The sequence below is a fragment of the Polyangium sp. y55x31 genome (genome assembly GCF_029946505.1).
Classification (GTDB): Bacteria; Myxococcota_A; Polyangia; order Polyangiales; family Polyangiaceae; genus Polyangium.
In genome coordinates this window covers 23709-47884 of the sequence record NZ_JARZHG010000059.1, presented here as the reverse complement: position 1 = coordinate 47884, position 24176 = coordinate 23709, and the positions used below count along the sequence as shown (strand labels likewise).

Sequence of the window (24176 nt, the reverse complement as noted above, 5' to 3'; positions counted from 1 at the left end):
ACCTGCATATGTCGTCAGCAATCAAAAATGTACCGACGACTGGACCGAGCCTCGTTCGATTGATCCTACAAAGTGGGATGTTGGAGCCGATGGACCTACTCGACGGTTTATGAGATGAGTTCTAGTGACCGTCCTGGCGCATGACGAACTTGGCGTCGCGCGCCGTCCACTTGTTGAAGAGCTCGCGCGCACCGGTGTTCGGCGGGATGTAGTTGGGAGGCAATTTCGGGCGCGGCTTCACCTTCTGGGGCTGCGTCTTCTGCGCCTTCTTCATGCCGGCGCGCTGCCCGCGCGCCCGCGAGCGCCGCAGGAGCGTGGGCAGTTCCTCGAGCGGCACGTGCTTTTTCCCGCGTTTGCGCAGCGCGCGAATGTCGCCCGTGTCTTCCTCCTCGGCCTCGAGCTCGATCGCAGCCGTGTCGTCGTCTTCGTCGTCGGGACCGGCGGTATCGGATTCGTCGATTTCCTCGAAGGGCGAGGCGGTTTCCCCCTCTTCGTCGGATTGTCGCAAGATATCCAGTACACTGCTCATGGTCGCTTGTCCTTCTGGTTATGCGGTGTTCTGCACGCGGGTTGCCTGCATACGCCGCGAAATATGGGGCAATCGCACGAAACGGCCGTCGGGCGTCTGGAGCCAGAAGCCCGACTGCGGTCCCGGCGGCAGTATGCCGACGGGTGCGGCGGTGTCGTCGGCCCTGAAAACGGCCTGCTGCGGTCCGGCGGGGGCCTGCTTCTGCGCAGCCGCGGCCTTTTGCTGCGCCATGTACGCGAGCGCAAACATGGCGCCGCCCACCGCGATCACTGCGTTCGCGTGCGCATTGCGCCGCTTCCGCAGCGATGTATCCGATCGCGACCAGCGCGACCGGCATGAGCCACCAGTGGTCTTTGACCTCCTTGCTGTTCCGGATGTCGTCCAGGTTCGCGAGGAGAGCGACCACCGCACCGGCACCCGCGGTGTAGAGGAACCCGGTCCCCACATCGCGAGCCCAATGCCTACCGCTGTGCCGGCGCCGAAGCCGGGCGCGTGGAACCGCCACGAGGGAGCGGTCCACAGGAACTTTCCTTTCTTCTGCCATGCGTTACGATCTCCTTTCGTCATGGTGTTTGATGAGGAAGAAGGCTGCGAATACGAGTAGAGCCATAGGAAGGAAGCTCGTCGTCGCCTTGACGAGCTCCGTTGCGCCCTGGAAGGGCGACGGAAGCGGCCGGTGGCGCTGCGTGGCGAGGCGCCGCTGCACGTCTTCGAGTGCGAGGAGCATCGATCGCTCAGTTTCGTCGAACGGCAATTCGTGGCCGGCGATGCGCTCGCGTTCGATGTGCAGCGAGAGGATTTCCATGCTGCGGGCCTGCGCGGCGAGGAGGCGCTTGGTAATCTCGTCGTCGAAGTTGATGGCGTGGATGGACTGCACGGCGATGCCACCCAGGTACGCCGCTACAATGGCGACAAAGGTGACCAGCAGAATGGTCACAGCATGGATGATGCCGGTCTCGATCGTTCCTTGCGTCGGGTCACCCTCGTTCGTGACGATGTCGGACCCGGGGCGGATGTTGTCCGGCGCGAGAAGGACGAGCGTGCGAGCAATCGCCGAGCCTGCGGCATTTCGCTCTGGCGTGCTGTAGAGATGCGGACCGAGTTGCCCGAGTGGCACCTGCCGCCAGGACAGCGGCGCGATGCGGAGTGACATCACAACAAACGCCCGGAACTGGCGCGCACGCTTCTTCTTGTCGAGCGACGTCCACGTCCCGCGCTTCGCCGTTTCGAGCGCCGCAGCGCCCACGGTGGTCAGATCCCGGTCCTGGTGCATCCACCGAAAGAGACCGGAGGAATGGGGAATAGGGGCCGGCGTCGGGGCAGGCTTCGGCTGCTGGTGCCTTTGCCACCACTTCCACCACCAGAAAGGCAGGTAATCAGGCATGTCGACGCGGCCCCCTATTGGTCACGAGAATGCGAGCCCGGCACCAATGATGGCGATCACGGGCAGCAGACCTCCGCTACTGCCGCTGGACGAGGTGGAGGGCGTCGAGCTGCCGCCGTAGCTGCCGCTCCAGTTGCCGGAGCCGCCGCTCCAGTTGCCGTAGCCGTCCTCCTGCTCTGCGATCATCCCCCCTTCCGCAATGAGCGCCCGGCATTTTTCGGCGCGCTCGCGGAGGGCTTTGGCGGCGAGTGGATGCCCGTTCGATTCGTATGTGTCCGCCAACTGATCGAGCACATCCGGGTCAGTCACATAGTCCATGACCAGGATGATTTCAGCTCTCTCGTCTGGCCTCAGGTTATCGTCGAGCTGGGTGCCCGTCGTTTGCGAGCTCGTTGTGGTATTGCCCGAGCTCGTCGAGGAGGATTGCTGCGGCGCAGGAATTTCGTGCTTTCCGAACAGCGGCACGTCGACGACCACCGTCCCCGGCTTCGAGCCCGGCGTCGCGGGTAGGTCGAAGCTCCCCACAGGCGTCACCACGAGGACATGGCCGGGCTTTGTGCTTTGCTGGACGCTCACACCAGCCGGCAGCCCCGCGGAAGGCGCGGCGGGAGGAGGTGGGGGCGGCGGAGGCGGGGGCGGCGAAGGCGGGGGCGGCGGAGTCGGGGGCGGCGGAGTCGTGGACTGCTGCTGCGGTGCGGTCGGAGCCGGGACTTCGCGCTTTCCGAGCAGCGGCACGTCGACGACCACCGTCCCTGGCTGCGAGCCCGGCGTCGCGGGCAGGTCGAAGCTTCCCAGAGGCGTCACCACGAGGACATGGCCGGGCTTCGTGCTCTGCTGGACACTCACGCCAGCCGGCAGCCCTGTGGTTGTAGGAGCAGGAGGCGGTGGTGGCGGTGGCGGCGGCGGCGGTGGACTGGTCTTGGATTCTGACGTCGATTGGCCATCCGCCTTCGTTCCGCCGCTCGACGCGTTGTCGAAAGGCGTACCCGAAGCGTTGTTTTCCTCGACCAGCGCATTGTACGTCGCCTGGTCGAGCTCGCCCGTGGTGGGCAGCGGCCTCGTCGGCTGCTTCTTGTTCCACCACGTCTGGAACGAGGCGAGCGCCTGCGTCGTCCGCGGCGTGAATCCGCTGACGAGGTCCATCGGATTCCTCCCGAAGTCCGAAGGGTTGCAATCGCCAGGGTTCCGCAATGCCCAGCTCGCGAGAAGCGCCTGCGTATGCGGAACGACGGCAGGATCGAGCGTCGTCGTCTTCCCCGGAGCGGGCACGCCCGGGGTGGACGGCTGCGCAGGGGTGCCATTGACCGCGACCGCGAGCGGGTGGTCCGGCCACTCGTTGGGGATTCCGATCTCCTCACCCGGGTAGAGAGACGTCCAGTTCCCGTTCTCCGTGGCCTTGTGCGGGTTCGCGGCCCGGAGCTCGGACCACCACTTCGGGCGCGCAGGGAAGGCGCCCAGCTTCGAGGCGATCTTCTGCGGCCAGTCGTCCTTGATCACGACGTACTTGCGCGCCGTGCTGAGGTTCGCCCCCGTGTCGCCCGCATAATGCAGCCAGCCCGGCGGGATGTTCCACACGGGATCCGAATCCGGTTTGCCGGGGTTCGCCGCGAGTAGCTCTTGGGTGCGCTGGGTCTGCCCTGTGAGCTTCTTGGTAATACCGTGCGGCGTCTCGCCGGGAATCGCGTGATACGTGCCCGTGGTCGGATCGACGCCGGAGACGTCGCGCGCGCCGCCATCACCCGTGAGCGCGCGCAGGAGCCGCGGATCGTGCATGCGGAGCAGCGGGACAGCGTGGACCATTGCCGCGAGTTGCGCGGCGTTCATCGGCAAGGCCGAGACGTGCTGCAACGGGCGCGGCCTCGCGTCGGGCGACGCGGTATCGTTGTACGTCGCGTCGGGCTCCTTCAGGTGGGGCGAATTCGTCATCGCACCGAAGTTGAGCCGGGGACGCCGCTGCGGAGGCTCCGGCAGTGCCTCCGGCTCGGAATCGGCCGCAAGGACCTGGGACAAGAGCTGCCCCGCGTCGCGCTTGCGCTTGTACTCCGCCGGGCGATACACGCGGAGCCGCGCCTCTTGCGCATACATCGGATCACCGGTGCGCATCGTCATCTGCTCGCCGTCAGCGAGGATCTTCCGCTCGCGCTTCGTGAGCTGGCGCTGTTGCTTGCCGGGCTTCGGCTTCTTTTTGACCTGCGTGCGGACGAGGTTCTCCACCGCGCCGCCGGCCATCTTTCCGAGATTCGCGCCGATCGACGCGCCAGCCCCGCCCGCGAGGGTCCCGAGCCCCGCACCGGCGATCATTCCGAGGCTTTCGCCGATTCCACCGCCGCCCCCGCTGGGTTTGGCGCCGCCTCCTCCCCCCAGGACGGACGAGAGCAACTGCGCCCCACCGCCGAGCAGCGTATCGAAGAAATCGCCCGTGTCGTCGAACGGCGTCGCGCTTTCCTCTTCGGGGACGCCGCTGGTCTCCTCATCGGTCTCGTAGGACAAAGTGATAGCGTTGGGCATACCGAAATGCCTCCTCTCCCTGCTTCGGTTGTGTCTCGTGCGACGGCTCTACGAGGCCATCGGACGCTCGATCGTGCGCGGGCAAAGGCTCCAGCGGCACTTGGTTACTTCAATGTTCTTCGGCCGGACGATGGCCGTCGCATCGACGTCGTATTCGTTTCCCATGGGGCCCGCGAACTGGCCCGCCTTGTTGAAATGCGAGACGACGAGCACGGTGGGGCGCATCGTCGCGACCGTTTCGAGGAGCGTGGTCTGCTCGGCGTAGCTGCGCGCCCAGCGCTGAAGCGAGTCCACGACGATCACGGCGGCGTCGGGCGGTACGGCCTGGAGAGCGTCGCGCCATCCGACCTTGCATCCGCTTCCGCTGCGCCTGCTCACGAGGCGAATGTTCCGCGAGGACGAACCCGTGCGCGGAAAAAGCTCCTGCACGAGGTTCCGGTTCTGCTCCGCATCGAGCCAGTAACCGAGGCCGTCCAGCTTCTGAGCGATCTGCGCGGCGAGCTCGGCGCAGAGGGTCGACTTCCCGGCTCCGGGCGCACCGCCGACGAGCACCTTCAACCCGAGCACGACGCCGCCGAGTGCACGTGAGAGCAGCGCTGAGAAATGCGTGGGCCGCAATGGCGTGCTACGCTCTTCGAGCGATTCCACGACGATGCCCGGCGGGACCTCGTGCGGGATGAGTTCCCACACGGTCGCGCCGCATGCGCAGTATCCACCGCAAAGCTGGGGTCGCCGCCGCAGACAGACGGCGCATCGAAGGGGCGGTTTGTGCGACATGGCATCACCAGTAGTTCGTTCTCGCGAGCCAGGCGGGCGGGATACGCCCGATCGTCGAGTTCAGGATCGTCGGGTCCGCGGGTTGCCATCGGCCATTCACGAAGACTTCCGCGAGGATGTGCGGAAAGTCTTGCTCGGGGCGGACTGGCTTTTCACGGGCCGGGATCCCGCAGGCGCGGCAGAGTGTCACGAAGACACGCGTCTTCGCGTCGCAATCGCCGAACCCGCGGAAGAGCGTCACCGCCGAGTCTTCGAGGACTTCGCGCTTCGGATCGCGCACGTAGTCGATCGCGTACTGGCAGAACTTCAGGATCGCGGCGGCCCGCTCCTGGATCGGCAATCGCCGAAACACCGCGGCCCAGCGTTGGACCTCGGGAAGCAGGAGATCGCGCTTGCTGCCCTCAGCCATGTACCGCGCTTTCGCGAGGTTCGATGGGAAATGGATGATGCGCGGCCGGATCACTTGGCACCGTCCTTTTCGGCCATGGCGAGCACCTCGCCGAAGGCTTCGGGCGAGAATCCGGTCGTGGCGAGCGCCTGGAGTTTCGCGAAGAGGTCGGGGTTGTTGCTGAGAAGCTGCATCCCCTGCGCAACGGCCCCGCCGAGCGGGTCGGCAGACGGCGACGGCTCCGAAGGAGCGGCAACGAAGCCTGCGGCCGTGAGGTGCGGTGCGAGATTCGCCGATTTGTGCGTCCGGGACTCGGTCCGCGTGCTCGCGGGCGGAGGCGGTGGAGGCGGCGGCGGCGGCGGGACCGGCACGCTCATGAACGGAGGCTCCGGCACGGGCGGAGGCGGCGGCGGCGGCCGCGGCGGAGGCGCGACATGCTTCACGCCGTCGATGCATTGCGCGGGGGCCGCGGGCTGCACACGCACAGGCGCCACGGGCTCGAGCTGCGCGAGCTCGACGGGCACGGGGTCGTGCGGCACGGGCGCGGGTTGCGCGGGCGTGGGCTGCGCGGGCGCGGGCTGCGCGGGCGTCGCCGTCTGCCGCATGATCATGCCCATGGGCGTCTGGATCATCTCCCAGCCCTCCCAGGCTACCGGCGCCCCCATCGGCCAGGCATTGGCCATCTGCGGAGGCGGAGGAGGCGGGGGCGGAGGAGGAGGAGGAGGCGGGGTCTGCGAATTCGCCACGGTCGCGGACTTCACGAGCGTGAGAAGCTTGGCGATCTCGCCGAACTCGTCCCCGCCGCTTCCCCCACCGCCCCCGAGGGACTTTGCGAGCTCGAGCCCGCGCTCCATGCCTCGCTCGTAACCAGCGCCGCCGATCGGCTTGCCTACGTCGTTTCCGCGGATCAGCGGGACGATCTCGCGCACCACTTCGAGCGTCGAGGTGGATTGCGGCTGCTGGCGGTCGAGGAGCGGCACGATCACGTCGCGAATGACTTCGAACGCCGGGTTGGACTGCGGCTGCTTCGCCGTTTCGATGAACGACCGCATGAACGCAGCCTGCTGATTCGCGCTGGTTTCGAGGATGACCCGGAGTAGCGTGAGGAACTCGGCCCCCATCATCGGGGGGGCAGCCGGTGCGGGCGCGGGCGGCGGCGCAGGGACCGCGTAGTATTGCGGCGGCACCACAGCCGAAGCGACGGGGGCCGCGGGCGGAGGGGCCGGCGGAGTCGCGGCTGCGAAGAACGGCTTTCGCGCGGGACCCGCGACGTAGAATTTGTCCGACCATGCCTGGAAGCGGTGGGACTTCCCGCAAATCGCGGAGAACTGATACGTGCACTCACCGCCGTAATGATCGACGACCTGCTCCAAGCTCCGGAGGTCCGAGCCTTTCCACGCTTTCGGGCACACCTCTTTCGTGCCGTCCGGAAGGGTGCGGTGGATGTAGATGAGGTCGAATCTGCGCGGATCGGGGCCACTCTCCGATTCCGGGCGCGGAAACAGAGGATGACCGCCGAGCTCGGGCTCGGCCGCGGGGGCGCTGGGTTCGGCCTGGGTCATGGTTCGGACCTCCGTTTCCGGTACATCCCGGCGAGCTGAAACGTGCCCTCGCCACCGTAAAGCTCGATGAGCTGCTCCCAGCTCCGCAGCTCGGCCGCGGGGGCGCTGGGTTCGGCCTGGGTCGCGGCTCCGCCCGTGCCCTGGCGCGGAAAGAGCGGATGACCCCCGACATCCGGCTCGAAGGCAGACGACTGCCCTTCGAGCCCCGTAGGCTCTCGGTGTTTCATAGCGCTTGGCAGAGAATGAAGAACTCGAACGACGATTGCAAGTCCCCATGTGGGGCTGCACACGACGCATGCGTGGATGTTTTGTGATCAAACTATATGATCGCGGATTTGCGGTGTAGAGCAACAAATGAAGGGTTCTCGACACGTCTCCGACACGCTCGTGGAAGCGTGGTCAGCCGCCCGAGGAGCCCCCCAAAAAAATTTTCGGAGCGGCGAAGGCGCAGCGAACTCCGCTTCCGGGTTTGTATTGGCGAGCCGGGGCAACAAGACCGACGACGTGCCGATCGTTGGCTGGTCCGCGCGACCTCGGAAAACGTGCTGCATAGGGTTCGGCGAGGAACGAATTGGGCGGGGGGTTCGGATTTCGACGCTCGTGCCAGGTACGCCTCGCAGGCCGTTTGCAGGGCTCTGTAGGCATGTTCGGCGCGGTTGGCGCACCAAGGGTCGGTCGGGGCGAGCCGTTCGCGGCCGGCGATCTGCGCGTTCGCCAGGAAAAGACGGTATCGACGTTCGCGAATGTAGAACGGGCGGGGTTCGGATTGCGAGACGGAATGTTCGGAGCGACGAACGAGACGCTCCGGCAGGGCCGAACCAGGGCGTCCTGCTACTTTAGTAGTATTGCGTTGGCCGAAGACCCGGTCGCCGACGGGTACGGGAGCGGCTTCGAGGTGGGGCGTGCCTGGGTCGTCCCACCGGGAGATCCCAGTGCCGGCCAGTGGCCGTCCACGTCAAGGTCCACTGGACCGGGCATGGCCCCCTCGGCGAACGTGGGCGAGCTCCTGTTCGAGGGCACGCTGTCCGCGAACGACGCCGTCGAGCGCACCCTGAGCTGTGCGGAGACTCACGCTGCATCGCGAGGGCGGGGGCCTGCTGTGGTCGGAGTTCCACGCAAACCCCAGTGATTTGCCAGGACTCCCGCCGGAGACCCTTGGTTTCCAGGGGTCGGGTCCCAGGAAGGTCCACTTTTCGATCCACTTTTTGCCTTCCGCTGAGGGGCCGGCGCCATGTTGTCCCGCTGGTTTGCGCGACCGGCTCGAGAAGCCGATCGAAAGTGGATCGATCACTGGGCGGGAGTGGATCGACGACGCGGCGAAACAAGGGGGCGCGTTCCGGATCCTGCATTGAACGCGATACTTCGCGCGTGTCGCTGCAACCTGCGGATTTCTTTAGCAAATAGTGCTTGCAATCGGTTTCCGATTTCCTCAGAGTCCGGCGTCAGGAACGTTGGGAGAGGGGTCGCTCGCCAGGAGCTCGAGCGCCTTCTCCCTCTTGCTTTCACTCCACCCCACGGCTGGCCGTCGCGGATGCGGCGGCGCGGGGGCGGGGAGAGGAGGTCCGCATGTCGGCGAATCGGGGAGAGGCCGAGCGGGGGCCCGTGCCGTGGGTGTCGATCGAGCGCGCCGCGGCGTTTCTCGGGTTGAGTCCGGCGGCGCTGCGCAAGGCATTGGAGCGCCGGGCCGTGCGCGCTTGCGACGGGGCGACGGAGGCGCTGCTCGACGGCGTGCGGGCGCGGAAGTTCGGGCGGCTCTGGCGGGTGAAGTTCTCGGAGGCGTGGGGGGCGCCTTAGCGCCCGGAAAGGAGGGCGGCCATGGCCCTGCTCAAGGAACGGCTGGGTATCTGGAAACCGAGGCAAACGCGAAAGGGTTTTGGGGCGTGGTGCCGTCCCGTCAGCGCGCGGCACATGCTACAGTCGGGACATCGCGAAAGTGACCGGAACGACCAGAAAGGAAGCTGGTCATGACGGTACGCAAAGCCACGCGCCGCGGATTGCCGCGGTTGGTCATTGACATCGTGTTTACGAAACCGGACGGGACCCCCGGGCGGTATCGCAAGGATGCCCAGGTGCAGACGATGGCGGCGGCTCGAGCGGAGGAGCGACGGCTCCTGTCCTTGATCGCGCAGTATGGCGAGCCGCCGTCGGAAACCCCCGCAGTTCTTCCGGCGGCGGCGAAGGTGCCGCAAGCTCCGAAACCTGCGTCAGGTCCCACGCCGTCACCGGCGGGCGTTGTCGAACAAAGCTCGCCCCCTGAAAAGACGTTCGCCGAGGTCGTCGCCGAGTACCGGTCGACTTTCATGATCACCGATCTGAAGCCGACCTCCCGGCGCGGCTACGCGTCGAACCTCGAGTGCACTCTGCTCCCGAGGTTCGGCGAGGACCCGATCAGCAAGGTCGACGGCCCCGCCGCCTCCGCGCTCGATGTCGACCTGTCCAAGCGGCAGCGAGCTCGGGCAACCCGGAACAACATCCAGATCGTGCTCCGGTCGGTCCTCCAGTTCGCGGTCCAGCGCAAGTACCTCGCCGACATGCCGGCGAATCTGCCGAGGCTCAAACCCGTCGAGCAGACCCTCCTCGAGATCCCCTCTGACGATCAGGTCAAGAAGCTCCTCGACAGCGCGAACGAGCTCCATCGTCGCGCCTTCGCCCTCATGGCGTTCGCCGGGCTCCGCCCGAACGAACTCCGTGCGCTGCGCAGGAAGGACGTGAAGCTACGGCGGGAGGAGGGCGCCGTGGTGGGCGGCTTCCTCAGCATCCGCGAGGGCCGGTCGTACGGCGAGGTGCACACGCCGAAGACCGGCCAGCGGGAGATCCCGATCGCCCCGCAACTCGCGCCCCTGCTCGCTCCGATCGAGGAGGGGCCGCGAGACGGGCACGTCGCCGTCAACAAGCGCGGCACCCCGTGGGGCCAGTTCGGGATCGACCGCGCGTTCAAGCGGGTCGGCAAGCGGATCGGGCTGGAAGAGTGGTCCGTGTACTGCCTCCGGCACTACGCCATCACCCTGTGGCTCCGGGCTGGCATCCCGGTCCATGTCGTCCAGCGGATGGCAGGTCACAAGCACCTGTCGACCACCCAGAGGTACGTGCACCACCTCAAGCAGGACCTCGACGAGGCCGCTCGTCGGCTGGGGAGCCTCCAGAAGGGGTCGTGGTAACGGACTGGTAACAGCGTGGTAACAGGTCTCGGACGAACCTTCCGGGCGACCCTGGCGGCGGTCGCTAAGTCCGCGGAACCTATCAAGAAACGGCTGGCACCCCCGGCAGGAATCGGACCTGCGACCTTCGGTTTAGGAAATGATGGAGGGGGGCGCGAGGTAGTCCTCGCTAACTCCTGAGAAGGACATCGGAAACAGCATCATTCCAGCCACTTTTGCGAAGTTTGACGGGGGCGGGGTAGGCGACATGGTGAGACGTCTGGAGACGTCTTGGGATGCGGGTTGAGGCCACAGTGAGGCCACGGGCCGGGCCTGCTCGGCCGTCCCCAAGCTTTTTTGCTCGACCGCCACAAGGTCGTCCCCCCCCGGCCTTGCTCGCACGCCGCCCGCAGCTCGCTGACCGCGTCGGCGTGGCGGCCGCGGCCCAAGGTCGACCTCGAACGACCGTGGCACGGGCAAGGTTCGGGCTGCCGGCTGCCGTGTAGGGGAAGCCAGGAGGCGCGCGGTCGGGGACGGCTTCCCACGCAGATTTTTCTACGCCCAAATTGCCACGTTGTCCTCACCAACAACAGGGAGGGGCTCAACGTATGCGAGCAGTTCATCGCGCGAAAATGCCTCAACATGTCCTCTACAGGATGGCAACAGCGTATCGAACCAGCGGTCCACAAGCTCGAAGAGCTGGGTGCGCACTCTGCGGCTAGGTATTGTCAGGGCGTGTGCAGCATCCCTACGTACATCGAGCGTGGACATGGCTTTCGCGAGATCTCGGAGGCTCTGCTCGGGCATGGTGCATTTCATCGTTGCACGCAGTGCCATTGTCGTCGCAAAGTAAGCAAAGAGCTCAAAGCTGGTGAAGTGGCCTCCGGATGAGGGACGAGTTAATGTCTCATGGGGCCACTCTCGCCCAACCTCGGCCCATATGTCCTCGTGGTCCTGGGGGACTGTGTAGTAGCTGAGACCTAGGTTCCACATTGCCCAGACGCGGAAAACTTGCTCCGGAAGGGCCAGGATTGCGTGACAAGCCGAAGCGTCTCCGCTGATCGTGCGACCGGATTCAAGTCTCAGTATGAGGAGTAAAAGTGCCGTTCGTGGATCTATCGGGGTTCCGTCCACGCACCCAGCGAGAAAGTCCACAACCCTCCGATTGCCGTCCCTGGTGGCATTAGTAACGGAACTCGCTATGCCGTCGAGTTCGTCGTATCGCCTCTCGATCTCGGCGCACATTGGAACCTTTTCTCGGAAGGACGCAAGAACACGGCGTGCCTCGCCAATCTTAGCTCGTAATCCTCGCCAATCCGTGTCTACCCCGGGATCATACTCTTCACTTCCATACAGCTTAGCCATGATCTCCGCGTGTTCACGCAGCAGCTTTAAGTATGCTGGCCTCTGCAGTTCATTGCAGCTCGTATCGACAAGCTTAACTGCAGATGTATACTGCTTCCGCTGGTACATCCGGGTTGCCTTCGTCATTATATCAACAGCAACGGAGACCTCGACGCGTCGCTCAATAGATTCTTTGATTGCCGCCTCGACGGCAGCGCGCCCTAGGGCCTCAGCACGTAACCCGTCCTCGGTCAGAAGCAATCTGTCCCATGGGTGCCGGGAGAGCACCTGGAACGCCTCATCAGCTTCTTCGTCCCTAAGTTGATAGAGATCAATCAGCGCGTCACGGTACCGAGTCTCGCCAGGGGCGTCGAGTTGACGAACAAGTGGCGCCATGCGTTGCGCGGCTGTATCTCGCAATCGTTCGGCGACATCAGGCTTGAACGCGGGTTGCCCGTGCCGAATCCAATCCTCAATAACGCCCCTGAACGGCATCGGGTATCCGCCTGTATGTCGGAGCGCGAAGTCTACAAGATGCCGTGGGATCGAGCGGTCCCTGCAAACTCTCTCGATCTCCTGCGGGGACATGAGCTCTACCTCCTTAAGGCTGTGGAAGTCGCCATAGTCGCTTGCAATCAACAGTTTGCCTCGTCGTTCCCAGCGGCGCTTTAGCTCCTCGTAATCAAACGGTGCGATTGTTAGCGTCCGAAGCTTGCCCGCTTGCTCGGCATTGCGGACACTTCCAAGAACCCACTGATCGAGGGAGTCAAGGATCTTGTGAAACCGAGTAAGGATTTGTACGGCTGGCCGATCGGCCGGAACGGACATAAGGAGACGTTGTAAGGCCGCGTCAGCGGACGTGCCCCGTGTTGGCATAGGTAAACGTGCTGTCGCGCCCCATTGCTCGGAGAGCTTCTCGACATAATCGAAGGGCGTGTCAATCATGTCCGACGAGAGGACCGCAATGAGCGGCGCAGGTTCTTGCCGGCGGAGCTCCGCGGCAATATCCTCGCTGAGCTTCGCATCGTCGAAGACCGGCGGCAGCACGACGTTCCAGCTTGTTGGTACGCTCGGGTGTAGCAGCCCAGAGACAAGCTGCGAGACGACACCCTGATGGTCCTTGAACGAGATCATGCGCCTACCTTTCCTCGTGCGCGCGTAGCTCGCTGCTCGCTCCTTGGCGTATCAAGACTGCATCCTCTCGAACGGCAGCAGCAGTGAGCGGCACCCGGATCCGGACTCTCGGTATCCCTGCGCCACGATCGATCTCCAGCGCTCCTTCGCTGTCGAGAGCCTTGAGCGCATCAAGCCGTCTTGCGTCACCAACGGCACGCAGCTCCGAAGCATCAATAGCATCCGTCAATAGCAGCCACGGATACTCGGGAGTTGTCCGCTGAGCAATTTGTGTCAGCAGGATCTTAGCAATCGCACGCGTCCGAGTGCTTACGCGCTTCAGCGTCTCGAATATCGGCGCGTAGAACCGAGACGCATTGATCTTCCACCCAAGCGATCGCACTCGCCCGCCGATCATGTCCTCGACCACGCGATTAAGCTGATGTGGCGTCAAGCCCCGACCATTCAATACAATGGCGGCCGAAAATCCCAGCATTGCCAAATAGTAAGGATGACCGCCGCTAAGTTCGTACGCGTAGCGCGCAACGTCGTCCCAGACGTCATCTCGGCACATCTGCCGTCGAATCGAATGCGGCATAAACGTGCGTTCTATGGCGTCTCGATCGTTCTCCCAATTGAAGGGACCGATCTCAACCTCATTTATGCTTCCAAAGAGCGCCGCCTCGTAATCATCAACGAAGAGGCGCTGGATGCCAGATCCCGCAAGGACAAGGGCCAGCGACGGTGACTGCTGGATAATTTTCCGCAGCTCCCACATGAATTTATCAACCTCGCCCTTCTGTCCAGCTAGCAACGGCTCGACGAAGCGATCGAACTCATCCACGAATAGTGCCAGCCTTGACATGACGTTGCGTGAATGATGGGCGAGCTTTTGGACAAGGCCATCAAGTGCATAGTAGAGCGATGTGCTCGGATCGAGACCACGCGCCAGGCTCTTGACAGTAATGTCCCGAGTGTGCCGCTGAAGCTCCTTTCGGATAGGTTCGTTTCGTGGGTCGTTATCGAGGGCACCAACAATCATATTAAAGAACGACTTTGCGATAGCCCCAGGCTGCGGATCCAAAGCCGACACATCTAGGTACGCCGCCACGACAGCGCCGGGCCTAGGTGGAAGTTCACTCACGAGCTGCAATAACAACGACGTCTTACCAATGCGTCGTTGCCCGAATAACATCACACTCTCCTGTCGATCGTTCGCACGGATATGTGATTGTATTGCTTTGAGTTCGCGCTCGCGGCCGAAAAAGCTGCCGGAACCCGTGACAGGTGCGCCTGAGGCCCCTGGCCAAGCGTGCTTTAGCTCCTCCTCGCGGATGGGCGTGAATTCGCCAGCCTTCGCTGGCCGCACCGACCACGAGCCGCGGACGTCAATCTTGTTACCGTTGATCGTTTTGCCCGTAATTCGATATGGTATCTCAAGCTGCTCGGCTGATGCGCGAGTGGCTAGACGCGGTATCGGTACTGGCAGAATCTTCTCCTTCAGCAGGATCTCGTCTTCCAGTAAGATCCTTGTTGGACGCGCACCAGGGGTACTCGCCTGCTCGCCCCCTACCTCCAACTCGATAATCTCGGGCGGATCAGAAGCGGGGGGAACCAGTCTCAGGGGTATAACCACAGTACCGTCTGTCTCCTCCTCAGCGCGATCCGCGTCGATTGTGCACCGGAGCGCGCCCCCCTCCGCGGAAGCAGGCTCGATCCGGGCGAGCAAGAGAGTCCACGGCTTTGTGTTGGGTTTGCCCCGAGCCTGGTCACGCACTGCAGCGGCGATCTGAGACGTGCGGCCGCGAACCTCAGGGTCGGATTCAGCTCGCGCGAAAGCCGTAATGCAAGCTACAATCAGATCGTCCAGCGGCTTGGCTGTGCGAGCGAGGTACTTCAGTGTGTCGATCTGCCTCATCCGGTATAGTGCGTAGAGTAAATCGCATCGAGGCTTGGCTACGTCCTTATACCCTTTGAGAACCTCCCATAGCTGGAGGGCGAGCCGCGCGCTCCCCAGTACCCCTTCGGCATTAGTAAAAGAACCTGCCGCGCTCATGAGGTCTGATAGCCATTGATACGCGGGTGATGATGAAGTGGCATCGGCGATTGATGCCAGCACTCTGGCGAGAGACTCGCTCAGATGCGCCTCCTCATCCGCGGCACCGGCCACGAGCACTGCTCGCGCGACCATCTCGTCAATGGTATTACTTGTTACGTAATAATGAATGTCGCGTGTGTCCAAAGTGGCAAGGCAAGCATAATGCAAAAGCTCCGCTCGCCTAGAACGCTCCTCTGCTACGGAACCATGGGCAAGGCAGACAGCGTACGCGGTCTCTGCTTCTGACAGTCGCTGTCCCTCGGACTCGCTTCGTCCGAGCACCAGCTCGCCGGCAATACGTTGCGCACTTTGCCAATCACGTTTTCGCATCACGTCGCGAAGCGTCTCTCTCCGGGCCGCAACTGCCGGCGCGGGCTCGCTCTCTGCACGCTCCCTGAAAAAGGCGCGCATCTCGCTGACGATATTTGTAGCTTCAGGTGTAGCCTGTTTGACGAGTTCGTTACGCAGCCATGCGCCTCGCGGCACCCGCTGCCGCACCCACTCTATACCGTCGCTCTGCCAACTGCCTTGCGGTGCGATCGGCGCGACGCTCCCCGCCGCTTCTCCGAGAAGCTGCAGCACGCGCTGTATAGGACAAAAACTCTTGATCTCATTCGCCAGTTCTACGATCGGTGAACGCGTCTTGCGCTCCAATGCTTCCTTCATGCGTGCCGGAGTCCACTCCGCGAGACTCTCGACAAGAATATCGACTTGCGCAGGCTCTACCTCTCGGTGCCGGAGCCTCGTCTTCATGAAGCGCACAATCGTCTCTACGCTCTCAGCAAGCTCAAGCGACTGATCACCGTTCGGCCATAGCGCTGGTCGGTCAAGTCGTCTAGCCGCGGCGCTCCAGGCTTCACGGAAAAATGGGGGCAACGCTGGGTCGTCGGCTGCTTCGCGCAAACTGTGGAGGTGGAGGCGGCTATATTGATATTCGCTCCTTAATGCCTCGACCAGCTGCTCTAGTTGGTCGGTTGATGCTTCAGCGGGCGGAGTACGGCCGGCCTCAGTTAAGAGCTCAACAAGAGGCTGGCGTTTGGGATCGCGCTCAAGGTGGTACCTACGGACGAGCGCATCAAGTTCGCGGAGCCGCTCGGTTGCGTCTTGAAACTCAAGCGCGTTGAGGGCCTCCTCGACCTCTAGGAGCCCCAAATCGATGTACTCGTCGTGAACGCGCGCTGCCTGCGCGTTTGCGAGCAGCTCGGCGTTTTCACTACGGATGCTGGCACGTTTCTTCTCGATTTCCTCGGCAACGAATCGCTCAAGTTCGGCGTTTCCCAGCGCCGCAGAACGCGCGGCCAGTAACTGGTTGGCGTTCAGATACTCTCCGATCGCGGCCTCAAGGGTGCGCGGTCCGGCTCCCAGCGCACTCCGGAGGGTGTCGGCAATCAACCGCCAAAGCGGGACCACACCCTCCGCAGCTGCCTGTGGAAAACTCCATGTCAAGAGCGGACTAACGGCGCCCAACGATGCCCGGAGCAGCCGCTCCCCCTCAGGTCCCACCTCACACCGCTGACCGAAGTCCTCTCGTGGGTGTTCTGATGCGCTCGGGTTCAAAAGGACGCGCTCAATAGTTGAGAGGAGTGCCGCTCCTTGGGGGCTTCGGCCGCAACTGGACTCCAAGCGCAGGACGTCGAGGGACTTGGTCGTCTCAAGTCTTTCGCTGCTCTGAGTGAACTGTGAATTTCGCCACTGCAGGATACCGCTTTCAAACGCCCCCAAATAATTACGCGTCTGTTGTCGGTGCACGTGATCGACGATGCCAAGATGTTTAGCAGAACGCACGCATTGCTCTACCATGTCGTCAAGCGATCCGTGCATCTCCCATTGCCTAACCGCCTCACCAACGTCTCCTTGCTCAATGAGGTCCTTGAGCGGAAGAAAAAAACGTATTCGGGCTACCTGACGCAGGCGGTGGAAGTTGCCTGTCATCCCAGGTGTATTTTGGATGAGGTCGAGGAGGTGGCGCTTGGCTTCCTTGCTGTTGTCGGCAGGAACCGTCGCGGGCGCCTGCCCAAAAATTGGTCTCAGCTGAGCCGCTAAGTCCACGAGAAGTCCACGACGCCAGTCATGTACCGCAGCGCGATAGACGTCCTCGCAGGTTGGGTGCAGCCCTGGCGAGGAGAGCAGCGGTTCGATGAAACTCAACAACTCCGGCTTATTTGAGGCGATAGCCGCAGCAAAGAGGCCTTCACAAATTTCCGGTGTGAGGCTTGGGTGTTCCTCGGACAGTTCTCGAAGTTCGGCAAACGTAAGGTATGAGAGGACCTCCGCGCGCTGCATGCGGGAGAGCCTGTCTGACGTTCCGAATATCTCTGACAGCGTGCTGGACGCCTCAATGCCAGACGTTCGGAGTATCAGATATGCCAAGAGCGGGCCGAGGATCCCGATACTCTCAGCAATGTTTGAGTAACGTCGGCCAGCATCTGTGCACGGGTTTGCATTCCCTACGAAGAAGGCAAAATGCCTGATCTCTTCTTTTGTAATCTCTCGTACGAGCGACTCTGCCACACGCCTGTCGGCGGTCGATATGCGCTCCAGGAACGCACTCACACACGATTCCCTGGCATTAATGCGGCGCAATTCATCCTTAGTGTATTCGACTCGCGCCTCAATAAAATCTGTAACGGCATCAAGTGTCTTGATGTTTCGAGGTACGATTGGACCTGGCTCGCGCCCAAGCCTTTGCGTCAGCGCCTCAAGTTGGACATGTGCCTGCAAGAGCCGCGCGACATGTTGCTCGAGATGCGCAAAATTGTCGGTGGCCTTTGCTATGGTGTCGAGCTCAGGCACGTAGAGGGAACCGGGTGTCTCCAGCGGTGTAGCAAGCCAGGGGAGCTTTTTCGCCTCCTCTAGCTGACGATTGACTCGCAGACAATGATCCTCGACCGCACGGAGCTGCCACTCGAAACGATCCGCTCGTTCCCGTAGTAGTTGTACGCAATGTCGAACATCACCAATGCTTAGGCTTGAAGTCGACTCCAGGTCGCTAAGCGTCCGGAGCAGGTCGTGCACTGCAGTCGTGGACGTTGTCGGCGAAGCCGGGGTCTTGGTGTGGGGTGGCTCCGAGGTGCGCGTCTCGGCCGTGAGAGGCTGAGAGGGTCTCGGCGCCGGGATCTTACTGTGAGTGGGCTCTGAAGTAGACGCCGGGGTCTTGGTGTGGGGTGGCTCCGAGGTGCGCGTCTCGGCCGTGAAAGGCTGAGAGGGTCTCGGCGCCGGGATCTTGTTGGACGCCGGGGTCTTGGTGTGGGGGGGCTCCGGGATGGGAGCCTCCGCGATGGATAGTTTAGACGCCGGCGGCGCTGGGAGCTTGGCGTGGGTGGCTTCGGGTTCGTTCAGGTCGCCATCATCTGTCCCTGTGGCGTAAGCATTTGCCCACGCCCGAAAGGTATCGCCTCGCGCGTGCAACGCATCGCGGATTTCGTGTGCGAGCTCGGGCTGCAGCAGGGCGAAGGCGCAGCCATAGAGAACGACTAGCTTGACACTGTCTTCACCGTCCGGAGCCAGTCTTGCCAGCCATGCGGTGAATTTTTCGATGTTTAAATAATAGACGCCTTGCCGAAAATCGCACGAGTCAGTCCAGCCTAAGATCTGCTCTCCGTGCTTTGTGCAGAGAAGATAGTGGAGCTCTTTGGCGATATAAACATTTAATTTTATGGGGGGCTTTTTCTTGTGCTGGTTTCGCTCGAATTCACGAGCGAGCTCCTCCCGGCCGCCGCGCGACGCAAGGACCTTGAGAAATTGCGTACCGAATTGGCCGTCGTCCGTGACGTTGATGGTATGATTGTCGCGGACGCTCCTACGCTTAATGACACGCTTGAAGTGGTGCCGCCAGGCGATGTCACGGATGAGGGTACCCCAGAGCGCAGGATCATGGAGGGCCCTGCAGAGCCCATCGTGCTGGAACCAGGGGTAGGGGTTTTGCGCACCCACAAGCCTTTGAGGGAACGTGTGTAACGAAACCCGCTGCTTGCGTCAACTCCATCTTGGAGAACCACGTGCGCCTGTGCCTCCGCCAGCGTCTCGCCGCCGAGCACGTGCTGCACCTGCAGCTCGCGGTCCTCGCCCTGGATGCGGCGAAGCGCGCAGCGCACGTGAGCCCGCGCAAGCCCGTCCTCGGGGGCGGCCGCTGCACGCCTCACCACGCGAAGGTCGACGATCTCTCGCCGATGGCGATGCAGGCGCCCATAGTTCGCCGCGACCCTCCGCGCCGTCTGAACCAGCCAGCCACGCGCCGTAACGCCTCGCCGGAATGGCCAGCACGAGGACGTCCTGGCGGAGATCCTCGACCTCGGGACCGCTCATGCCGAACCGCCGGAGCGCGGCTTCCACGAGGGCGATCACGCGGGGGTCCGAGACGCGGCGCACGAAACCTACCGCGCTCGCAGCGCGGCGCCCGTCACGTTCAGCGCTGTGTGGTGGAGCTCCTGAAACACGCGCCCGGCTTCTTCGTCGGTCAGCGCGTATCCACGGAACACCTTGCGCCGTTTGGCCTCTATCGCGCGCTCCTCGACGTACACGCGCCCATCGCTCCCGAGCGCGAGGGTCTGGAGACACGCCCACCGGAGCAAGCCGCGCGTCCCATGCTGCGCCCGTTCCTTGGCAGTCAACGCGTACCCGACGAACACGCGCCGCCCCGGAGGCGGCTTGTTCTCGATGCGGACGTAGATCGTGCCATCGCTCGCGAACACGAACTCGGTCGGAAGAGTCGCCATCGTTCTTGACCTCCCTCTATTCACAGCGGGATCCGGAGTTGGATCCGCTCGGGTCGTGAACCAGGGTCCCGGCTCGTTGACGAGAGCGAGACGATTCCGCCCCTTTGCAGTCGAAGCAGCGCGGGCACGAGCGCCCCTGAATACGAAAGCTCGGGAAGCCGATCACGGAGACGCGCGACGGAGACGAACCCGTCCGCGTCTGCGCGCATCCGAGAAAGCGCGAAGTGCAGCAGCCCCTCGGCGTACGCGTCGTCCCCAAGCCTTCGAAGCGCCCCCGCGTAGTTGGCGACGAAGATCGCCGCATCCTGGTAGGCCGCATCCACGCGCATGAGCTCGAGCAGGAGCATCTCCCCGCGCTCGTCATGGCCGACGGCGCCCGCGGAGACGCGGGTTGCTCTCGCGGATCGCGGATGCGGAAGCGGCGGGAGGCGATCCGAGAGCCGGGCCTTGCGGAAGCGCTCGCGGACGCGGAGGACCATGGCGCCCATGAAAGCTCGCGCGCAGCTCCACGCCGAAGGCGGATCCACGATCGTATCGCGCGGCGGCTCGGAAAGCGCCACACTCATCCGTGTCCCGCTCTGCGGCGGCACCGCCGAGCGGTCCATCACGGTCGTTGCTGCGTCGTCGTCGACATCCCGAAGAGCATTCATGGTTCCTCCATGGGCGTCGCCGACCCGAGGCGACGGCGAATCAAGGGCGTGCGCGCGAGCAGTGGGGCGCCCCGACTCGCTGCCGCCTGAGATCGGCGACAAACGACCCCCAGGAGAGGGCGATGGGAACGCGTACCCAGAAAAAACATCCCCATCGCCCCCTTCTGCGGGTCGTTTTTCAGCTACGTGCGCCTTCTGGCGCGCACATACATAAAATTGGGTTGGCCGCCCCGAAGGGACACCAAAAAGTGATCAGGGAGCGCGGCGCGGTCGCTCGGCCCTCACGAGCTCGCCGAGGACGAACGCTCTCACCTTGGGCAGCGGGTTCGACGGGAACCGACGATCGTAGCGCTCGAACGCCGCTCGTGCGTCCGCGATGTCCCCTTGCTCCAGCGCACCCACCGCCCGATTCAGCAAGGCCCGAGCTTCGGTCACCGGATCCGCAGGACGCAGCATCGAGCTCGGCGGGCTCGGCGGCGGCGCAGGTGGCGGCGCTGCTGTCACAGGCAAAGCGGCAACAGCCGGGGGAATGCGCTCGTCGAGATGGCTCCTCGTGGCCTCTGGCACGACCGCCACGGGGCGCATGAGGAGATAAACGACGACCGCGCCGACAATCCCGCCCGTGATGTTTCCTCCGAGAAACGATCCGACGTCCGGCGCGGCCTGCCCCATCGCTGGAGCCTCGCCGTCCGGCGCGGTCGCGGGCGCTTCCGGCCCCGCAGCTCCCGAGCCCTGCTCGACGACGGCGCGGAGCCGCTCCCGCAGCTCCTCCGGCACGTGCTCCGTGCGAGCGCGAAGGAACGCGAACAGCCCGTCCACCGCAAACGGCAGGACGACCATGCCGTTGTCGCGCATCTTCCTCTTGATCCGCCGCGTGAAATCTTCCCGCGCGCGTTCGAGGCGATCTTTGACGGTGCGCTTCGAGACGCCGACCAACTGTGCCGTCTCCTCGTGGCTCAGCTCCCCGAGCTCGACGGCGGTCAGCACTTCGCGAAGGTCGGCATCCATCTCCCCGATGGTCTCGTGCATGAGTCGCACGTACTGCGCTGTAGCCATGGCCTCCTCGGGGTTGCGCGCGCCGCTTGGCGCCGCAATTACATCTTCATCAACGAAAAATCCTCCTCGATACTGCTCGCGCACCTGCCGATCGCGCGCCTTTCGCAGCGCAATCGCATACAGCCAGACAGCCATCGACCCCTTCGCCGGATCGTACCGCGGCAAACCCGCGACGGCTGCCGTCAAGACCTCCTGCGCGAGGTCTCCCACCTCGGCGGGCGGGACGGGCCCCCAGGGCGGGGGGAGCCGGGCCAACCATATCGGCACGCGGAGCGCAAGCTGCGCGAGTTGCTCACGAGGATCATCTGGGGTGTCGGATCGTCGGGTCACGTTCTATGGATTGGGTTGAGCACCCGAGAGGGACACCCAAATCGTCACTTGTCCTTCGGGCGGTAGCCCGGAGCAGGGGTGAGGTCCCCGGACATGAGGTCTGGAGGCATCGGATCCAGACTCGCTCCGGTTCGTGGTGCGACTTCCCCGGTCGAGATCACGAATCCACGGATGGTATGCGCGTTGCTTGAAGCGCGCCACGCCCGCGCCGTGGGCGTGACTTCATCCGACCTGGAGCGACAAACCATGAACCAATCCCCTGCTCGATCCTCCTTCGCGCTGATCTCGATGCTCGCCAGCTCCCTGCTGCTCGCAGGCTGGGGCGGGGACGGGCGTGAATCACCCCGTGACGAGGCGAAGCTCGGCGAGTCGTTCGAGGCCATCGTGGGTGGCACCCAGGCCGCCACCGGCGAGTTTCCGTGGGCGGCCGCTATGCTGTCGAATGGAAGCTTGATCTGCGGCGGCGTGATCATCGGCACGAAGACGGTCCTCACGTCGGCGCGCTGCGCGGCCGGACGCACCCTCTCCACATTCACGGTTCGGGTGGGGAGCAACTCCCCCACCTCAGGCGGCCAGGTGATCCAGGCCAGCGAGATCATCCCGCACCCCAGCTACAGCTCCAGCACCCTCGATTACAACATCGCCGTCGTCAAGCTGGCGAGCGCCGTTCCGTCGTCCTACGTCATCCCGATGGCTGCAGACGGCTCGGACCCGGGCGCTGGTGTGGTGGCGACCGTTGCTGGATGGGGGAGGACCGCTGGGGGCGGGGCCCTCCCCAGTACGCTTCAGAAGGCCGACCTCAACATCATCCCTCGCGCGACCTGCCAGGCGAGCTGGGGAAGCGTGAACACCATCACGGCACGCATGCTCTGCGCGGGCACGAGCACCAAGGGCACTTGCAGCGGAGACGACGGTGGGCCCCTCGTGATCCGCGGAACCGACGGGAGCTACCAGTTGCATGGGCTCGTGAGCTGGGGGGTGAGCAGCTGCCCGGCCGACACCACCATCCGCCCCATCGTGTTCACCCGCATCGGAGCGCTCCGATCGTGGATCCAGTCCACGTCGCCCGTTTGATCAGAGGCGCCGCGCCGCGAGGGCCGTGTTTTCGTCCCGCACCCGGGCGAGCGGCTCCGGGAATCGTCACTTGTCCTTCGGACGGCAGCAGATCGTCGAGGGGCGGAGCGCCTCCACCTGCCCGATGGGTTCCCCGCCCGTCGGCTGACACGTGCCCGAGTGGTACGTGACGTTCGAGATCGACTTGCTCCCGAGGGCCGAGCCCGCGGGCAAGTCGAAGCAGGCTTCCTTGAGGGATGAGATAGGGTAACCGAGGAGGAGAGGATCGACGCACGCGTCGTCCTTGTAGATCGAGGCCGTCGCCGTGCACATGCTGCCCTCGACCTCGGGCGTGCACTCGCACGTGGTGCATCCGCGTTTGTCCTCGAACCCGCTGTAAATAACGAGCCGGTCGGTGTAGTTCTCGCCCTCGCAGGGGACGTCCCCCTCCTTATACACGCAGACCCGAAACTCGGGCGGCGGCGTGGGCGCGGGGGCGCACTTCGCGCCGGATCCGCACCCGCCCTCGCCGCCTTCCGGGAATCCTTCGCAAGCAATGACCGTGAGCCCCCACGTTGGCTCGTCCGAAGTCCCGGTCAGGATCGGCTCGTAGTCGACTTCGCAGAATTCGTCCACGGCCTGCATGGGCCCGATGGTGAGCGACTCGACGCACGTCTTCCCGCCGCATTGCTTCCCGGCGGCGATCGCGTTGGAGCTCGAGCAGCTCCCATCCCAGTCAGCCGGGGGATCGAAGGACGTTGGGACCGCGCCGGGGGTGTTACAAGCCGCGTTGCTCGCGGTCATCGTCACCGGAAGGATGCACGAACCCGTCGAAGGCTTGCAGCCGCACTTGCAGGCGAGCGGTCCCGCGACCAGATCGGCGTACTTGGTGAAGTGGTGCTCGGGCGCTTCGGGCGGGCACTCGATGAGAGGGCCGGGGGACGTCGCCACGAGGATCGGATCGCTCCATCCGAGGGGCCGGAATGGGACGCACTGGCCCGTGCAAGTTTTGGCCTCTGTGCCGCCGTCTTCGGAGCCGGCATCCTCCACCCCGGCGTCTCCGGCATCCGTCCCGCCGTCACCCACCCAATAGATGACGGTTGTCCCGGTCCCGCACGCCATGGAACTCCCGGCGAGGAGGAACAGTAGTGCTGTGCGCATATTCATTATGGATTCCATACCAATGCCATTCCTACCGAAGGTAGTACCGCTGGTGTCGTCCAAAGTGTGCGCCCGCTTAGCGAATCCGGGGACACGTATTCCAAGCGGGCCCTACGCAAGCCGAAGAGGACTTCGGCATAACCCCGCAGCCCGACGTGCTTGCTGAGCGTTACGTCATACGAACCACGCAGCCCCACTCCCCCGAACGGCTGGGCCGCGTCCGCTTCTACTGTCAGCACGTCAGCCAGACTGAGTTGATAAAATCCGCCGGCGATGGGAATGCAGACGCGCCCACGTTGGAGCACGAGGCATGGCAGGGCGCTCCCCGTCGCGAGCCACGTGCGTAGCGGCACGTTGTCCACGTCTCCCCG

Annotated in this window: 17 protein-coding genes; 3 read left to right on the top strand and 14 right to left on the bottom strand. The window is 64.0% G+C overall.

Translation table 11 applies throughout. The features are described from left to right. Positions 1–121: 121 nt before the first annotated feature. The 8 genes from QHF84_RS47775 to QHF84_RS47740 form a co-directional block, all read right to left on the bottom strand. Positions 122–529 carry a hypothetical protein gene (locus QHF84_RS47775; RefSeq protein ID WP_281320334.1) on the bottom strand — a complete coding sequence of 136 codons (408 nt, stop codon included), beginning with the start codon at positions 527–529 and terminating at the stop codon, positions 122–124. Between the two features lie 18 nt (positions 530–547). After that, positions 548–799, bottom strand: a complete 252-nt coding sequence (locus QHF84_RS47770) for a hypothetical protein (protein WP_281320333.1) — start codon at positions 797–799, stop codon at positions 548–550. A 277-nt stretch (positions 800–1076) separates the two neighbouring features. Then, positions 1077–1913 (bottom strand): hypothetical protein, encoded by an 837-nt coding sequence (locus QHF84_RS47765; RefSeq protein WP_281320332.1) that lies wholly within the window; start codon positions 1911–1913, stop codon positions 1077–1079. A gap of 21 nt (positions 1914–1934) precedes the next feature. Then, complete coding sequence (locus QHF84_RS47760) at positions 1935–4421, bottom strand: hypothetical protein (RefSeq protein ID WP_281320331.1); 2487 nt, start codon at positions 4419–4421, stop codon at positions 1935–1937. Positions 4422–4469: 48 nt separating this feature from the next. Continuing rightward, the gene (locus QHF84_RS47755) at positions 4470–5111 is read right to left on the bottom strand and encodes a hypothetical protein (protein ID WP_281320330.1); all 642 of its coding nucleotides are present in this window, start codon (positions 5109–5111) and stop codon (positions 4470–4472) included. A 91-nt stretch (positions 5112–5202) separates the two neighbouring features. After that, positions 5203–5661, bottom strand: coding sequence for a transglutaminase domain-containing protein (locus tag QHF84_RS47750; protein WP_281320329.1), 459 nt, complete (start codon positions 5659–5661; stop codon positions 5203–5205). Continuing rightward, positions 5658–7148 (bottom strand): hypothetical protein, encoded by a 1491-nt coding sequence (locus QHF84_RS47745; protein WP_281320328.1) that lies wholly within the window; start codon positions 7146–7148, stop codon positions 5658–5660. Before QHF84_RS47745 ends, QHF84_RS47750 begins: the two co-directional genes overlap by 4 nt. Beyond that, positions 7145–7375 carry a hypothetical protein gene (locus tag QHF84_RS47740; RefSeq protein WP_281320327.1) on the bottom strand — a complete coding sequence of 77 codons (231 nt, stop codon included), beginning with the start codon at positions 7373–7375 and terminating at the stop codon, positions 7145–7147. The genes QHF84_RS47745 and QHF84_RS47740 overlap by 4 nt, the downstream gene beginning before the upstream one ends. A 1339-nt stretch (positions 7376–8714) precedes the next feature. Between QHF84_RS47740 and QHF84_RS47735 the strand changes: the two genes are divergently transcribed. After that, positions 8715–8942, top strand: a complete 228-nt coding sequence (locus QHF84_RS47735; protein ID WP_281320326.1) for a hypothetical protein — start codon at positions 8715–8717, stop codon at positions 8940–8942. A 506-nt stretch (positions 8943–9448) separates the two neighbouring features. Continuing rightward, complete coding sequence (locus QHF84_RS47730; RefSeq protein WP_281320325.1) at positions 9449–10306, top strand: site-specific integrase; 858 nt, start codon at positions 9449–9451, stop codon at positions 10304–10306. 534 nt (positions 10307–10840) lie between these two features. Here the strand turns inward: QHF84_RS47730 and QHF84_RS47725 are convergent. From QHF84_RS47725 to QHF84_RS47705, 5 genes are all read right to left on the bottom strand, one after another. Further along, positions 10841–12763, bottom strand: a complete 1923-nt coding sequence (locus QHF84_RS47725; protein ID WP_281320324.1) for a hypothetical protein — start codon at positions 12761–12763, stop codon at positions 10841–10843. A 4-nt stretch (positions 12764–12767) separates the two neighbouring features. Next, complete coding sequence (locus tag QHF84_RS47720; RefSeq protein WP_281320323.1) at positions 12768–18773, bottom strand: AAA family ATPase; 6006 nt, start codon at positions 18771–18773, stop codon at positions 12768–12770. Positions 18774–19213: 440 nt separating this feature from the next. Further along, a complete protein-coding gene (locus QHF84_RS47715) occupies positions 19214–19555 on the bottom strand; it encodes a hypothetical protein (protein WP_281320322.1) in 342 nt (113 codons plus the stop codon). Between the two features lie 20 nt (positions 19556–19575). Next, on the bottom strand, positions 19576–20205 hold the full coding sequence (locus QHF84_RS47710; protein ID WP_281320321.1) for a hypothetical protein: 630 nt from the start codon (positions 20203–20205) through the stop codon (positions 19576–19578). Between the two features lie 252 nt (positions 20206–20457). Further along, on the bottom strand, positions 20458–21516 hold the full coding sequence (locus QHF84_RS47705) for an RNA polymerase sigma factor (RefSeq protein ID WP_281320320.1): 1059 nt from the start codon (positions 21514–21516) through the stop codon (positions 20458–20460). A gap of 258 nt (positions 21517–21774) precedes the next feature. Between QHF84_RS47705 and QHF84_RS47700 the strand changes: the two genes are divergently transcribed. Then, a complete protein-coding gene (locus QHF84_RS47700) occupies positions 21775–22665 on the top strand; it encodes a serine protease (RefSeq protein ID WP_281320319.1) in 891 nt (296 codons plus the stop codon). A 66-nt stretch (positions 22666–22731) separates the two neighbouring features. Here the strand turns inward: QHF84_RS47700 and QHF84_RS47695 are convergent, their stop codons facing one another. Continuing rightward, on the bottom strand, positions 22732–23811 hold the full coding sequence (locus tag QHF84_RS47695) for a hypothetical protein (RefSeq protein WP_281320318.1): 1080 nt from the start codon (positions 23809–23811) through the stop codon (positions 22732–22734). Positions 23812–24176: the final 365 nt, after the last annotated feature.

Coding starts and splice junctions, on each gene's coding strand:
- QHF84_RS47775 (WP_281320334.1), bottom strand. CDS start 529: ATGAGCAGTGTACTGGATATCTTGCGACAATCCGACGAAGAGGGGGAA.
- QHF84_RS47765 (WP_281320332.1), bottom strand. CDS start 1,913: ATGCCTGATTACCTGCCTTTCTGGTGGTGGAAGTGGTGGCAAAGGCAC.
- QHF84_RS47760 (WP_281320331.1), bottom strand. CDS start 4,421: ATGCCCAACGCTATCACTTTGTCCTACGAGACCGATGAGGAGACCAGC.
- QHF84_RS47745 (WP_281320328.1), bottom strand. CDS start 7,148: ATGACCCAGGCCGAACCCAGCGCCCCCGCGGCCGAGCCCGAGCTCGGC.
- QHF84_RS47740 (WP_281320327.1), bottom strand. CDS start 7,375: ATGAAACACCGAGAGCCTACGGGGCTCGAAGGGCAGTCGTCTGCCTTC.
- QHF84_RS47735 (WP_281320326.1), top strand. CDS start 8,715: ATGTCGGCGAATCGGGGAGAGGCCGAGCGGGGGCCCGTGCCGTGGGTG.
- QHF84_RS47730 (WP_281320325.1), top strand. CDS start 9,449: ATGATCACCGATCTGAAGCCGACCTCCCGGCGCGGCTACGCGTCGAAC.
- QHF84_RS47725 (WP_281320324.1), bottom strand. CDS start 12,763: ATGATCTCGTTCAAGGACCATCAGGGTGTCGTCTCGCAGCTTGTCTCT.
- QHF84_RS47715 (WP_281320322.1), bottom strand. CDS start 19,555: ATGGCGACTCTTCCGACCGAGTTCGTGTTCGCGAGCGATGGCACGATC.
- QHF84_RS47710 (WP_281320321.1), bottom strand. CDS start 20,205: ATGAATGCTCTTCGGGATGTCGACGACGACGCAGCAACGACCGTGATG.
- QHF84_RS47695 (WP_281320318.1), bottom strand. CDS start 23,811: ATGAATATGCGCACAGCACTACTGTTCCTCCTCGCCGGGAGTTCCATG.